Source organism: Phreatobacter sp. (genome assembly GCF_016793595.1).
Lineage (GTDB): Bacteria > Pseudomonadota > Alphaproteobacteria > Rhizobiales > Phreatobacteraceae > Phreatobacter.
Window position 1 is genome coordinate 234,608 of the sequence record NZ_JAEULY010000029.1, and the last position, 13,291, is coordinate 247,898.

A 13,291-nucleotide genomic window follows, 5' to 3' on the forward strand; every position below is an offset into this window, starting at 1 on the left:
CACGACTATGCCTGATGCGCCGCCGCGAGGCCAACGCTATTGGCCAGCGCTGGCGCTTCTGCGCCGATCGCCCGCGATGATCGTGATGCCAATGCCGCCGATGATCACCGCCGACGCAGCGACCAGCCGCGGTGTCAGCGGCTCGCCGATGAACAGGACCGCGCCTGCCGCGGCGATGGCCGGCACGGTCAGCTGGACCGAGGCGGCGCCGACACGCGACAGGCCGGGCAGGGCGGCATACCAGATGGCGTAGCCGATGCCCGAGGCGATGGCGCCCGAGGCGATGGCATAGGCGAGCCCGGCGGGCGCGGGAGTTGAGGTCCAGAGCCCCACCGCGATGAGCACGATGGCGACGGGCAGGCAGCGGACGAAATTGCCGGTGGTGTCGGCGAGCGGGGTGGTCGAGCCGCGCCCGAGCAGCGAATAGGCTGCCCAGCAGAGCCCCGAGACAGCCATGAGCGCCGCCGCCCAGAGGGGTGGGGCGGCAACGCCGGGCGAGACCAGATAGACGAGCGCCGCGAATGCGGCGACGAGCCCGGCCCATTCCCAGGGGCCCGGCCGGTCGCCGAGCATGACGGCGCGGCCGACCATGCCGAGCTGCACGCTGCCGAACAGGATGATCGCGCCGACAGCGGCGCCCAGCGCCAGATAGGCGACCGAAAAGGCAATGGCATAGCCGAACAGCGCCGCCGCCTGAGCCCAACTCCCGGCGGGGCGATAGGAGGTCGGCGCTGTCCTGTCGATGATCGTCACGATGAGGACGAGGGCGACCGCTCCGGCGGCGAGCCTCACTCCCGTATAGCCGGCCGCGTCAATGGCGCCCGCGCCGAGGGCGAGCCGGGCCAGCACCGAATTGGTCGCGAAGGCCACCATGGCGAGGCTGGTGAGGGCGACCGTCCGGATCATGGATTTCAAGCTCCGCCTCGCCGGTCGCACGGGCAACCGATTGTGCGGCGACAGCAGACATCGATTCCGGCGATGCGTCCATCCAATTGAAAAACCCCGGTTTTCACCGGGGCTTTCAGATTTCGATTCAGGGTGTTGCCGGCGCGCCTCGCGCCGCCGGATCCAATTCAGGCGATGGCGGGAGCCGCCTCACTTCCAGGCGATGACCTTTTGCTTCTGCTCGCCGAGACCATCGATGCCGAGCGACATCACGTCGCCGGCCTTCAGGAATTTCGGCGGCTTCATACCGAGGCCGACGCCGGGCGGCGTGCCGGTGGTGATGACGTCGCCGGGCTCCAGCACCATGAACTCGGAAACATAGGAGACGATGGTCTTCACATCGAAGATCATGGTCTTGGTCGAGCCGGTCTGCATGCGCTCGCCGTTGACGTCGAGCCACATGCCGAGCTTCTGCACGTCCTTGATCTCGTCGGCCGTGACCAGCCAGGGGCCGAGTGGGCCGAAGGTCTCGCAGCCCTTGCCCTTCATCCACTGGCCGCCGCGCTCGATCTGGTACTCGCGCTCGGAGACGTCGTTGCAGACGCAGAAGCCGGCGACCACCGACAGCGCGTCCTTCTTGGAGACGTAGCGGGCGCGTTCGCCGATGACGATGGCAAGCTCGATTTCCCAATCGGCCTTCACCGACTTCTTCGGCAGCATCACGTCGTCGTTCGGGCCGACGATGCAGGAGCGCGCCTTGTTGAAGAGAATCGGCTCGGTCGGGATCGCGGCGCCGGTCTCGGCGGCGTGGTCGGCATAGTTGAGGCCGACGGCGATGAAGTTGCCGACATTGCCGACGCAGGCGCCGAGCCGCGGCTTGCCCTTCACCAGTGGCAGCTTCTCCCAATTGGCCTTGGCGATCTTGGCGAGGCCCTTCTTGGTCAGCGCATCGCCGGCGATGTCGGGCACCACGCCGGACAGGTCGCGGATCTTGCCATCGGGATCAACGAGGCCGGGTTTTTCCTTACCCGCGGCGCCATAGCGAACCAGTTTCACGACCGTCTCTCCCCTTCGTCAGAACGTCGTTGAGCCGGGATCATGATGTCGGATTCAACCGTTTCGCAAGGCCGTGGCGCGCATGGTTCCCCGGCGCGAAAAGCGGCAGCCCGCGTGGTCAATGCGCGGCGAGGATCGAGGCGACGATGTCGTGGGTCGCCTGCGCGCGGCCGAGCGCCATGGCGCGGGCGGCCATGACCGACCGATCGGTGACGCCCGAGGTCATCAGCCGCGCGACCTCCGCGCCAAGCCTTGCGGGATCGGGCTGGAAGAAGCCCGCTCCAGCCTCGACGACGTGGTCGACATTCGCCGCCTCCTGGCCGGGAATGTAGCCGTAGATCGCCATGGGCAGGCCACGGATGCTGGCTTCCGCGATGGTGCCGGGCCCGGCCTTGGTGACGATGAAGTCGCTGGCATGCATCAGGTCCGACATCTTGTCGACATAGCCGAGGGGCGTGACCGGCACCGGCCAGCGGCGGCACTCGATATCGGCCTTCAGCCGGGCATTCTTGGCGCAGACAACCGCGATCTGGGCCGCTTGGCCACCGGCGGCCGCCAGCTGGTCCGCCGTCGCGGCGACGATGGCTTCGATGGGCCCGATGCCACCGCCGCCGCCGATCACAAGCACCACCGGCAGCGCGGGATCGAGGCCGAAATGCCGGCGCGTCTCGGCCCTGTCGCCGGGCTCGCGCGCGAAATCGGCGCGGACGGGCAGGCCGTGGGCGTGCAGGCGGCTTCGCGGCAGGCCGTTCGCGGATGCGACCTCGATGGCGCGCTCGGTCGGCAGGTAGACGGCGGCGTTCTCCGGGTGCAGCCAGAGAGGGTGAATGCCGCCGAGGTCGGTGACGACGGTCACGTAACGGGTCGATGGCGAGACGCGCGCCAGTACCGGCAGCATCAGGTGGTTGACCAGCGGATGGACCGAGACGACGAGGTCCGGCCGGGTCGTCGCCAGCAGCCGCTCCAGCCTGCCCCGCGACAGATGACTGACCAGCGCGGTCGTCGCGCCGCCGACCTTCGCGCCGGCGGTCATGCGCCAGAGCGCGTGCCACAGGCGCGGGGCGCGGTTGACGATCGTGTCGTAGGTCTTCGGCAGGAGCGAGAAGGGCGGGCTGATATGATCGGTCAGCATGTCGACGATCAGCACTTCCGTATCCGGCCGCTGGGCCTGGAATTCGGCCTCGAGCGCGCGCGCGCTCGCGAGGTGCCCGCCGCCGGTCCTGCTCATCAGGATGAGCACGCGCAGCGGTTTCGCGGCGGCGGCCGGCGGTCGCAGGTCGTCGGTCGGCAGCGCGTTGTCCAAGAACACCTCCGGTGCCGTGTCTAGACCGGCGGCGCGCCCAAGGCGAGGGCAGGTGGTGTCGCGGTGGCGACCGATCAACACCCGTGATGGCCGGGGCACAAAGCTTGGCTTGTCCGAAGCGCCCCGCAGGGCTCATATGGCGATCCGCCGAGACCCGAGAGGACCAGTTCCCGATGCCCGCGCTGCCGACCGCCGCCGATGTCGCCGATGCCGCCCGCCTGATCGCGCCGGTCGCACGTCGCACACCGCTGCTCACCCTGCCCGAGCTCGACGCCATCACCGGCGCGCGGGTGTTCCTGAAGGCAGAGCCGCTGCAGCGCACGGGTTCATTCAAGTTCCGTGGCGCCTACAACCGCCTCGCCCGGCTGAACGAGACCGAGCGCCGGGCCGGCGTCGTCGCCATGTCCTCGGGCAACCATGCGCAGGGCGTCGCGACCGCCGCCCAGCTTCTCGGCATTCCCGCGCTGATCGTCATGCCGAAGGATTCGCCGGTGCTGAAGCGCGAGCGGACCGCCGCGGCGGGCGCCGAGATCGTGCTGTTCGACCGCGAGAAGGAAGACCGCGTCGCCATCGCCAACCGCATCGCCGCCGAGCGCGGCGCGACGCTGGTGCCGCCCTTCGACGATTTCCACATCATGGCGGGGCAGGGCACGGTCGGCCGCGAGATCGTCGAGGACCTTGCGGCGCAGGGCCTGAAGCCCGACGCGGTCATCGTGCCGGTGTCCGGCGGCGGCCTGCTCGCTGGCGTGGCGCTGGCCGTGCACGAAGTGGCGCCAGCCGCCAGGATCTATGCCGGCGAGCCCGAGGGCTTCGACGACCACGCGCGTTCGCTGGCGGCCGGCAAGCGCGTCTCGAACGAGAGACTGGGCGGATCGATTTGTGACGGCCTCCTTTCCGCGGCGCCGGGCGCGCTTACCTTCGCCGTGAACCAGCCGCATGTGACTGGCGGGCTGGTCGTGTCGGAGGATGAGGTAAAGCGCGCCGTCGGCTTCGCCTTCCGCGAGCTGAAATTGGTGGTCGAGCCGTCGGGCGCAGTGCCGCTGGCGGCGCTGCTCGCCGGCCGCCTCGATGCCAGGGGGCAGGTCGTGGTGGCCGTGCTGTCGGGTGGCAATGTCGATCCTGCCCTGTTCGCCAAGCTGGTGGCATGAGGGCAGGGACGAGCCCTAGCTCGTCAGGGCCACCTTCTCGATGAAGCTCAGCTTCTCGATGTCCTCGATGGTCGGCCGTCCGGAACGTACGGGCGGCGCATCCGGCCGGGCAGGGCGCGGCGCGGGCGCCAGCGGCGCCTCGCCGGTCGAGAGGGCGGCAGCCGCTGTCGCCCGCGCGGTGACCGGCAGTTCCTCCGCGAGTGGCGGGACCGGGGCGAGCGGGGCGAAAGCGGCCGCATTGTCTGGTGCGGCGGGCATTTTCGCCGCAGGCTCCAAGACCTGAGCAAGCTCCAAGACCTGAGCAGGCTCCAAGACCTGAGCAGGCTCCAAGACCTGAGCAGGCTCCAAGACCTGATCGGCGAACAGGCCGTCATCCATCATCATGTCGACGTCGGACTGGCCGAGGCCCTCCCCGGGGCGCGCTGGCCCGTTGAGCAGCGATGGTTCGCTGGTCTTGGCGGCGGGGGGCGGCGTGGCGGCAATGCCGGTCTCGCCCCAGATCGCCATCATCGAATCGATGCGCTCCTCCAGGAAGCGCAGGACGCCGATCACCTTGCGCGTGCGCTGCCCCGTGATGTCCTGAAACGAGCAGGCCGTGTAGATGTCGGTGGCCTTGGTGTCGATAAGGTCGCAGACCTCGCCCTCCGTGCCCATTTCACGCAGAGTCCAGGCGATCTCCTGAATGGTCTCGGCCGCGCCCAGAATGTCGCCGGTAGCGGTCGCCGTCGCCTGCACGATGGCGTCGAGCTCGACGGACGCCTCCTCGAAGCGGCCGCCCTCGGCGCCCTCCGGCTTGATCGCGGCGATCTCCGCCTTGGTGCGCGAAATGGCATTGGCCATCTCGCGGATGTCCATGCGGATGCGGTCGATCTCGGGTGCGGCGCGCGGCGCGCCCACGGCGCTTTCGAGCCGGCCGATGGCTTCCAGCACGGCGAGCGTGTCGGCCGCGCGGTTGCGGCGGGCATATTCGGCGAGGAACCAGCGACCGCGCGCCGTTTCCATCACCGCATCCTCGATGGCGCCATAGTCGGCGGTGGTCAGGGGCGAAGGCTCGAGCCGCGCCGGAAGCTGTGTCTCATCTGACATGTTCGAGCTTGCTCTCGCGGGAAGGGCCGGGGCCGTCTAGAACGATTGCGAACACGCGAATCTCTCCGTGAAATCATAATGCTCTCCGGACCGGCCGCCAAATCAGACGACGCCAAGCTGTTCGCAACGCGACTTGCGTTGTTCTATGCGGCCCTGTTCATCGGATTCGGGCTGCATCAGCCGTTCTTCCCGGTCTGGCTCAAGGCCAAGGGTCTCGATGACGGCCAGATCGGCACGGTGCTCGCCGGCGGCATGCTGATCCGCATCATCGCCAACCCCATCGTGACGACGCTCGCCGATCGCGGCGGGAAACTGTCCATCGCCATCGCCATGTGCTGTTCGGCGACGGCGGTCGCCTTCATGGGCGTCGGGCTCGCCGACGGTTATGCGATGATCCTGATCGGCGTGGTCATTACCGGTTTCGTCTGGGGCCCGCTGACGCCGCTGACCGACGCCTACGGCCTCGCCGGCGTCGCGCGACGGGCGCTCGACTACGGCCGGATCCGCGTCTGGGGTTCCGTCGCCTTCATGGTGGCCAATGTCATGGGCGGCATCGTGCTTACCTTCATCGCGCCGCCACAGATCGTCTGGATGATCGCGCTGACCATGATTCCGCTGGTGATCGCCAGCGTCATGCTGGTGCCAGACACCCGCGACAAGTCCATTGCGCCCACCGGGCCGGGCTTCTTCAACACGCGTTTCGTGCTGGTCATGGCGGCGGCGGCCTTCCTGCAGGCGAGCCACGCCGTCTATTACGGCTTCGCCTCCATCCACTGGAAGGCACTCGGCTACTCGCCGGCCACCGTCGGTGCGCTCTGGGCCGTTGCTGTCTTCGCGGAGATCGCCTTGTTCTGGTGGGGCACCCGGTTCACGCGAGGCTGGCGGCCGACCACCTTCCTGCTGATCGGCGGAGCCGGGGGCGCCCTGCGCTGGGCCGTCATGGCCTTCGATCCGCCGCTCTGGTTCGGCGGCCCGCTGCAGATCCTGCACGGCGCGGGCTTCGGTCTCGTCCATCTCGGGACGATGTCCTACCTTGCCGCGCGCGTGCCCCCGCACATGCGCGCGAGCGGCCAGGGGACGGTGTCGGTCGCAATCGGCTCGGCCATGGCGGTTTCGACGCTGCTGGCGGGTTATCTCTATGCGCGGATCGACGCGAAGGCCTATCTCGCTATGGCCGCGCTCTGCCTCGTCGGCATGGCGGTCACCGCCATTGCCCGGTCGATGCCGATCGAGCGGCCGGCGGTCCCGGCCGCCGGCCGCTGAACGCGCCTCAGCCCCAGAGGGACGAGGCGGGCGGATAAACGGTCGAGCCGTCGTAACGCAGGCCCTCGGGACGGTCCTCGCGCAGCAGCAGAGGGCCGTCGAGGTCCACGAGGAAGGCGCGCTGCGCGATCAACGTCGCCGGCGCCATCGACAGCGAAGTGCCGACCATGCAGCCGGTCATGATCTTGAGGCCGCGCGCCTCGGCATCGGCCGCCAGCATGAAGGCCTCGGTGAGGCCGCCGGTCTTGTCGAGCTTGATGTTGATGGCGTCGTACTTGCCGGCGAGCTTGTCGAGCGAGCCGCGGTCGTGGACGCTTTCGTCGGCGCAGATCGGGATCGGCCGGCGCACGCCCTTCAGCGCCTCGTCGTCGGCGGCGGGCAGGGGCTGCTCGACCAGCGCGATGCGGAAGCGCTCGCAGACGGCGAGGTTGGCTTCGAGATTGGCCGGCGTCCACGCCTCGTTGGCGTCGATGACCAGCGTGGCATTGGGAACCGCCTGCCGGATCGCCGCGAGGCGGTCGGCGTCGCCCTCGCCGCCGAGCTTGATCTTGAGATGCGGGCGGCCGCTGGCCTTGGCCTGCTCGGCCATGTCGGCAGGGGCGCCGAGCGAGATCGTGTAGACCGTCGTCAGCGGTTTCGGGGCCGGAAGACCGGCGAGCTCCCAGGCACGCTTGCCCGCGAGCTTCGATTCGAGGTCCCAGAGGGCGCAGTCGACGGCGTTGCGTGCCGCGCCGGCCTTCATGGCGGAGAGAAGCCCCTGCCGGTCGAGACCGCCGGCAATGCCGTCCGCCATGGATTCGATGTAACCCGCGACGCCGTCCACGGTCTCGCCATAGCGCGGGTAGGGCACGCATTCGGCGCGCCCGACCGCCGAGCCCTGGCGGATCTCGCAGACGACGACCAGCGCCTCCGTGCGCGAGCCGCGCGAAATGGTGAAAGTGCCGGCGATCGGCCAGCTTTCGGTGCGGACGGTCAGTTCGCGGGAGGTCATGCTCAACACCTTGGAAAAGTGAGGCTGTGCGCTCTTCATCGTCATGGCCGCCCTTGTGGCGGGCATCCACGACTTTCATTCTGGCGCGTGTTCAAGGCGTGGATGGCCGGCATAGCCGGGGCAGAGCCCCGGCGTCTAGTCAGGGCCGGCGGCCGGGCCGCCTTTGCCCGGCCACGACGTCTCGGAGGGGCAGCGCCCGTGGTTTGACGCTCAGTTGGCCTTTTTGGCCGACTTCTTCGGAGCCGGCTTCGGCTCGGGCTCGCCATAGAGCTCGGCGATGGCATCGACCAGCGGCTCGACGCCAAAGCGCACCGGATCGGTCGCCGGCAGTTCGTATTCGCGCGACAGGCGATCGAGGCAGGTGAAGGCGGCTTCTTCCGACAGGTGCTCGGTATTGACCGACAGGCCGACGCAGGTGATCGCCGGATTGGTCAGGCGGCCGAGGGCTATCGTCTGATCGATGACCTCGCCGATGGAGGGCAGCGCCGTCTGGACGCCGCGCATCGTGCGGCGGGTCGGCTCGTGGCAGACGATGAAGGCGTCGGGCTGGGCGCCGTGCAGCAGGCCGAGCGTGACGCCGGCGAAGGAGGGGTGGAACAGCGAGCCCTGACCCTCGACCACGTCCCAGTGCAGCGGATCGGCCTCGGGGGTCAGCCATTCGGCCGCGCCGGCGATGAAGTCGGCGACGACGGCGTCAACCGCGACGCCGCGGCCGGAGATGAAGATGCCGGTCTGGCCCGTGGCGCGAAAATCGGCGTCGAAGCCGCGGTCGCGCATGCCCTTTTCCATGGCCAGCGCGGTGTACTTCTTGCCGACCGAGCAGTCGGTGCCGACCATCAGCAGACGCTTGCCGGAGCGCAGGGCCCCCTTGCCCGTGGCGAAGGTCTGGGTCGGGTGGCGCACATCGTGAAGCTTGGCGCCGTGCTTCTTGGCGGCGGCGGCGATCTTCGGAATGTCCGAGAGCTTGGCATGCAGGCCGGTGGCGATGTCCATGCCGGCCTCGATGGCCTCGACGATCGAATCGACCCAGTGGTCGGGAAGCACGCCGCCGGCATTGACGACGCCGACGACCATGGTCTTCGCGCCGGCCTTCTTGCCCTGCGCGATGGTCACGTCCTTCAGCCCGGTATCGGCCTTGCAGCCTTCGAGGCGCAGCTGGCCGACGCACCAGTCACGGCGCCAGTCGACGATCCCCTGCGCGGTCTTGGCGGCGAGCTGATCGTGAACGTCTCCCAGGAAAAGGAGATAGGGCTTGGCGATTTCCATGGGTGTATCCGCAACAAAGCAAGGGAAGAGCCGGCAGCCTCGACGGCGCCGGGCGGCTCCTTTATGGAGAGGAGGAGGGCGCATGCCAAGCCGGGCGCGCGCATGCGACTTATCGAAAATCGAGCCGTGACCGAGACGAGCCACGCGCAGCAAGCAAGGGTGTCGAGCCACGTCGAGGGTAGCCGACTGACGGTCGCGCTTGCCGGCGTCTGGAATTCCGAGACTGCGGGCGCGATCGAGGCCAAGGTCCGCAGCCTCGTGGCCGAGGGCGGGACGCCGGGCGCCGTCACGCTCGATTTCTCCCAGGTGACGCGGCTCGACACGCTCGGCGGCGCGCTGGTGCGGGCGATCGAGGAGGGCTTCTCGGCACGCGGCGTGCCGGTGGAGCGCACCGGCCTCTCGGGCGCGGCGCGGACCATCTATGCAGAGGTCGCCGAAGGTCTCGCCGAACCGCCGCCCGCGCGCCCCGTGCCGAAGCCGGGCTATGTCCAGGCCCTCGACAAGGTCGGCGAGCAGATGCTCGACGCCAAGGGCGACCTGGTCGCGCTGGTCGCCTTCTTCGGCCGGGTGGTGCTCGCGGCCGGCTCGATCTTCACCGGAAAGGGCCGGTTCCGGCTCGCCGCCGTGGTGACCCAGCTCGACCGCGTCGCCTTCCGCGCCGTGCCGATCATGTTCCTGATCACCTTCGTGATCGGCGCGATCATCGCACAGCAGGGCATCTTCTTCTTCCGCGCCTTCGGCGCCGACACCTATGTCGTCGATCTCGTCGCCATCCTGACGCTGCGCGAGATCGGCGTGCTGATCGTCTCGATCATGGTGGCGGGGCGCACCGGCTCCGCCTTCACGGCCGAACTCGGCTCGATGAAGATGCGCGAGGAGATCGACGCGCTGAGCGTGATGGGCCTCAATCCCGTGGAGGTGCTGGTGCTGCCGCGCCTCATCGCGCTGGTCGTCGGCCTGCCGCTGCTGACCATCATCGGCGACCTGTCGGCGCTAGCCGGCGGCGCCATCGTGGCGCAGATCTACGGAAACATTCCGATCGATATCTTTCTTCAGCGCATTCAGGAGGAAGTCGCGCACCGGCACGTCTGGGTGGGGCTCGCGAAGGCGCCGTTCATGGCGCTGATCATCGGCCTCGTCGCCTGCGTCGAGGGCCTGCGCGTGCAGGGCTCGGCCGAGAGCCTCGGCATGCAGACCACGGCCTCTGTCGTGAAGGCGATCTTCATGGTGATCGTCGTGGACGCGCTTTTCGCCGTGTTCTTCGCGAGCCTCGGCTACTGATGGCGCAGGACGTCATCATTTCCGCGCGGGGCGTGGTCGTCGGTTTCGGCGACCGACTGATCATCAACGGGCTCGACCTCGACGTCTATCGCGGCGAGGTGCTGGGGGTCGTCGGCGGCTCCGGCACCGGCAAGTCGGTGCTGACCCGCTGCATCATCGGCCTCGTGCCGAAGCGCGCCGGCAAGATCCATGTCTTCGGGCAGGATCTGGACGAGGCCGACGACCATGGCCACAGGGCAATCGAGCGGCGCTGGGGCGTGCTGTTCCAGCACGGAGCGCTGTTCTCGTCGCTGACGGTCAAGCAGAACATCCAGGTGCCGCTGCGCGAATATCTGAAACTGTCCGAGCCGCTGATGGACGAGATCGCGCGGCTGAAGATCGCGATGGTCGGCCTCAGGCCGGATGCGGCGGACAAATATCCGTCGGAATTATCGGGTGGCATGATCAAGCGCGCGGCTCTGGCGCGGGCGCTGGCGCTCGATCCCGAGATCGTCTTCCTGGACGAGCCGACCTCCGGCCTCGACCCGATCGGCGCGGGTGAGTTCGATACGCTGATCAGGACGTTGCGGGACACTCTGGGCCTGACCGTGTATATGGTCACCCACGATCTCGATAGTCTGGCGCGAATCTGCGATCGAATCGCCGCCCTCGCCGAGGGCAAGGTGATCGCCACGGGCACGATGGCGGACATGGTCCGGCATCCGCACCCGTGGCTCAGGAGCTATTTCGGCGGGGAGCGTGCACGCTCCGCCGGCATCAAGGGTTAGGACGCGGTCCAAGCGGCTGATGGAAACCAAGGCGAATACCACGCTGATCGGTCTGTTCACGCTGGCGGTGCTGGCGGTGTTCGGTCTGTTCCTGTGGTGGTTCCTGCGCGCCGGCGACAATACCAACCGCGAGGATTACCGGATCGTCTTCACCGGCCCGGTCGGCGGTCTGAGGACCGGCGCCAACGTGTTCTTCAACGGCATCCGCAAGGGCGAGGTCCGCAAGATCGACATCGATCCGGCCGATCCGCGCAAGGTCGTCGCCATCGTCGCGATCCAGCAGGGCACGCCGATTTCCTCGGCGACGCGCGCAAGCCTCAATGTTCAGCTCCTCTCCGGCATCGCCTCCATCGGCCTTGCCAACGGGCTGGGTGTCGCGCAGCCGATCCAGCGGCCGGCCGACGGCGCGCCGCCGCAGATCGGGCCCGACGTGCCGGGCGGACAGGACCTGCTCGCGGGCGCGCAGGAGACGATGAGCACGCTCAACAACCTCGTGCGCCGGCTCGACGAGACGATTGCGACCGGGCAGGGCTCGTTCCAGCGCAGTCTGCAGAATGTCGAGAATTTCACGGCGGCGCTGAACGACAATACCGACAACATCCGCAACTTCCTCAACCAGACGGGAGCGGCCGCCCGCCAGATCGCCGCGCTGGCCGAGCGGCTCGACCGCGTGACGACCCAGGTCGAGAGCATGATGGAGGGCTCGCAGCCCGGCCGGATCGCGTCGATCCTGCGCAATGTCGACGAGCTGACCGGCGGCCTGAACGCGCAGCGCGAGAATTTCGCCGATCTCATCCGCGACGCCCGCCGCGCCTCAGGCGCGCTGACCCAGACGCTGGGCACGGTCAACGAGGCGGTGACGGCCTTCGACGTGCGGGCGCTGAACCGCACGCTCGGTAATGCCGACCGGGTGATCGCGGCGCTCGACAGCGAGCGGATCGGCCGGGCCATGGCCAATATCGACCGCTTCACCCAGTCGCTGGGCGACAATTCTGCCAATGTCGATCAGTTGCTGAAGAATGCCGCCGAAGTGTCCGCCAAGCTCAACGGCATGGCGGACCGCCTCGACAGCCTGCTCAAGGGCTTCCAGGGCGAGGGCGGCAGCAACATGATGGCGGAGTTCACGGCGACCGCGCGGTCCGTGCGCACGCTCGCCGAGCGGCTCGACACCCGCACCGCCCAGCTCACGACATCCATCTCCGGCTTCACGGATCGCACGATCCGCGATATCCAGTCGCTCTCCGCCGACGGGCGCCGCACCCTGACGGAGCTCGAACGGACCCTGCGTTCCCTGGAGCGCAATCCGCAGAGGTTCATCTTCGGTGGTTCGGGCGTGCCTGAATTCAATCGCCGGTAAAGGCTAGAGGGGCTTGTCCGGCATGCGGGAGGGGAATGCGGGGTTGGGGTTGGACGCGAGGCGGCGCAGCCTGACATTCGGATCCTTGGCAGTCGCGGGCCTTGCTCTCGCGGGCTGTTCGTCGACCAGCGCGCCGCGCGTCTACGATATTCCGGCGCCCTCGACCTTCCCGGCGCGCGCCGGGGCCGTGCGCGGCCAGCTGCTCGTCGTCGAACCCAAGGCCATTGCCAGCCTCGACACCGAGCGGATCGCCGTGCGCGGGCCGGGTGGGGCCTATTCCTACCTTTCCGACGGTGCCTGGGCCGACCGGCTGCCGAAACTGCTTCAGGCGCGGATCATCCAGGCTTTCGAGAATGCCAGCCGGCTGCGCTCGGTTGGCCGTCCGGGTGACAGGCTCGCCTCCGACTGGCAGTTGCTGGCCGACATCCGCGCCTTCGAGGTGGTCGCGCAAGGCGCGACCGAGGTGGTGGTCGAGATGTCCGTGAAGCTGGTCAACGACCGTTCCGGCCGCATTCTGGCGGGGAGGGTGTTCGCCGCGCGCGCACCGGCCGCCGGCACCGATGCCGGCAATGTCTCGGCCGCCTTTGCGGGGGCCGTGCAGACGGTGATGCGCGACATCGTGCTCTGGACCACCGGCCAGATCTGACCGGTTCGCGCGAGGTTCGCCCCGCCAGAATCGGCGCTGCCGCTTCATGCCTGGCGGAGCATGACCCCCGGGAATCGGCTCCCACTTTTCGGGATCATGCCCTAGGGTCCGGACTCAATTGAGCCAGTATGCGGTTGTTGCGGCGATGAGGACGGTCGAGAGGTAGTTCCGGGCGAGCTTGTCGTAGCGGGTTGCGACGCGCCGGAAGTCCTTGAGCCTGCACCACATGCGTTCGACGCGGT

Annotated in this window: 12 protein-coding genes and 1 pseudogene; 6 read left to right on the plus strand and 7 right to left on the minus strand. The window is 68.5% G+C overall.

What is annotated here, in order from left to right:
• Window positions 1-36: 36 nt before the first annotated feature.
• From JNK84_RS23375 to JNK84_RS23385, 3 genes are all read right to left on the minus strand, one after another.
• Window positions 37-906 carry a DMT family transporter gene (locus tag JNK84_RS23375; protein ID WP_293428627.1) on the minus strand — a complete coding sequence of 290 codons (870 nt, stop codon included), beginning with the start codon at window positions 904-906 and terminating at the stop codon, window positions 37-39.
• A gap of 189 nt (window positions 907-1,095) precedes the next feature.
• The gene (locus tag JNK84_RS23380; protein ID WP_293428628.1) at window positions 1,096-1,941 is read right to left on the minus strand and encodes a fumarylacetoacetate hydrolase family protein; all 846 of its coding nucleotides are present in this window, start codon (window positions 1,939-1,941) and stop codon (window positions 1,096-1,098) included.
• 118 nt (window positions 1,942-2,059) lie between these two features.
• Window positions 2,060-3,244 carry an MGDG synthase family glycosyltransferase gene (locus JNK84_RS23385; protein ID WP_293428629.1) on the minus strand — a complete coding sequence of 395 codons (1,185 nt, stop codon included), beginning with the start codon at window positions 3,242-3,244 and terminating at the stop codon, window positions 2,060-2,062.
• A 173-nt stretch (window positions 3,245-3,417) separates the two neighbouring features.
• On the opposite strand from JNK84_RS23385, the gene JNK84_RS23390 reads away from it, so the two are divergent.
• Window positions 3,418-4,392 carry a threonine ammonia-lyase gene (locus JNK84_RS23390; RefSeq protein WP_293428630.1) on the plus strand — a complete coding sequence of 325 codons (975 nt, stop codon included), beginning with the start codon at window positions 3,418-3,420 and terminating at the stop codon, window positions 4,390-4,392.
• 15 nt (window positions 4,393-4,407) lie between these two features.
• Here JNK84_RS23390 and JNK84_RS23395 read toward each other — a convergent pair whose 3' ends face one another.
• Window positions 4,408-5,478, minus strand: a complete 1,071-nt coding sequence (locus JNK84_RS23395; RefSeq protein ID WP_293428631.1) for a hypothetical protein — start codon at window positions 5,476-5,478, stop codon at window positions 4,408-4,410.
• A 78-nt stretch (window positions 5,479-5,556) separates the two neighbouring features.
• Here JNK84_RS23395 and JNK84_RS23400 point away from each other — a divergent pair, with 78 nt between their 5' ends.
• Window positions 5,557-6,741: an MFS transporter gene (locus tag JNK84_RS23400; RefSeq protein WP_293428632.1), complete on the plus strand. Its 1,185-nt coding sequence runs from the start codon at window positions 5,557-5,559 to the stop codon at window positions 6,739-6,741.
• Between the two features lie 7 nt (window positions 6,742-6,748).
• Here the strand turns inward: JNK84_RS23400 and dgcA are convergent, their stop codons facing one another.
• Together dgcA and dgcN are read right to left on the minus strand one after the other, a co-directional pair.
• Window positions 6,749-7,732: an N-acetyl-D-Glu racemase DgcA gene (gene dgcA, locus JNK84_RS23405; protein WP_293428633.1), complete on the minus strand. Its 984-nt coding sequence runs from the start codon at window positions 7,730-7,732 to the stop codon at window positions 6,749-6,751.
• A gap of 210 nt (window positions 7,733-7,942) precedes the next feature.
• Entirely contained in the window at window positions 7,943-8,998 is a 1,056-nt protein-coding gene (gene dgcN / locus JNK84_RS23410; RefSeq protein ID WP_293428634.1) for an N-acetyltransferase DgcN, read from the minus strand.
• Window positions 8,999-9,124: 126 nt separating this feature from the next.
• Here dgcN and JNK84_RS23415 point away from each other — a divergent pair, with 126 nt between their 5' ends.
• The 4 genes from JNK84_RS23415 to JNK84_RS23430 all read left to right on the plus strand — a co-directional run bounded on the left by JNK84_RS23415 (window position 9,125) and on the right by JNK84_RS23430 (window position 13,049).
• Window positions 9,125-10,279: an ABC transporter permease gene (locus JNK84_RS23415; protein ID WP_293428635.1), complete on the plus strand. Its 1,155-nt coding sequence runs from the start codon at window positions 9,125-9,127 to the stop codon at window positions 10,277-10,279.
• Window positions 10,279-11,046, plus strand: coding sequence for an ABC transporter ATP-binding protein (locus tag JNK84_RS23420; protein WP_293428636.1), 768 nt, complete (start codon window positions 10,279-10,281; stop codon window positions 11,044-11,046). Before JNK84_RS23415 ends, JNK84_RS23420 begins: the two co-directional genes overlap by 1 nt.
• A 19-nt stretch (window positions 11,047-11,065) precedes the next feature.
• Window positions 11,066-12,403, plus strand: a complete 1,338-nt coding sequence (locus tag JNK84_RS23425) for an MlaD family protein (RefSeq protein WP_293428637.1) — start codon at window positions 11,066-11,068, stop codon at window positions 12,401-12,403.
• An 85-nt stretch (window positions 12,404-12,488) separates the two neighbouring features.
• Window positions 12,489-13,049, plus strand: a complete 561-nt coding sequence (locus tag JNK84_RS23430; RefSeq protein ID WP_293428638.1) for an ABC-type transport auxiliary lipoprotein family protein — start codon at window positions 12,489-12,491, stop codon at window positions 13,047-13,049.
• A 114-nt stretch (window positions 13,050-13,163) separates the two neighbouring features.
• On the opposite strand, the pseudogene JNK84_RS23435 reads toward JNK84_RS23430, so the two are convergent.
• Window positions 13,164-13,291: pseudogene (locus JNK84_RS23435) on the minus strand (IS5/IS1182 family transposase); the annotation flags it as partial.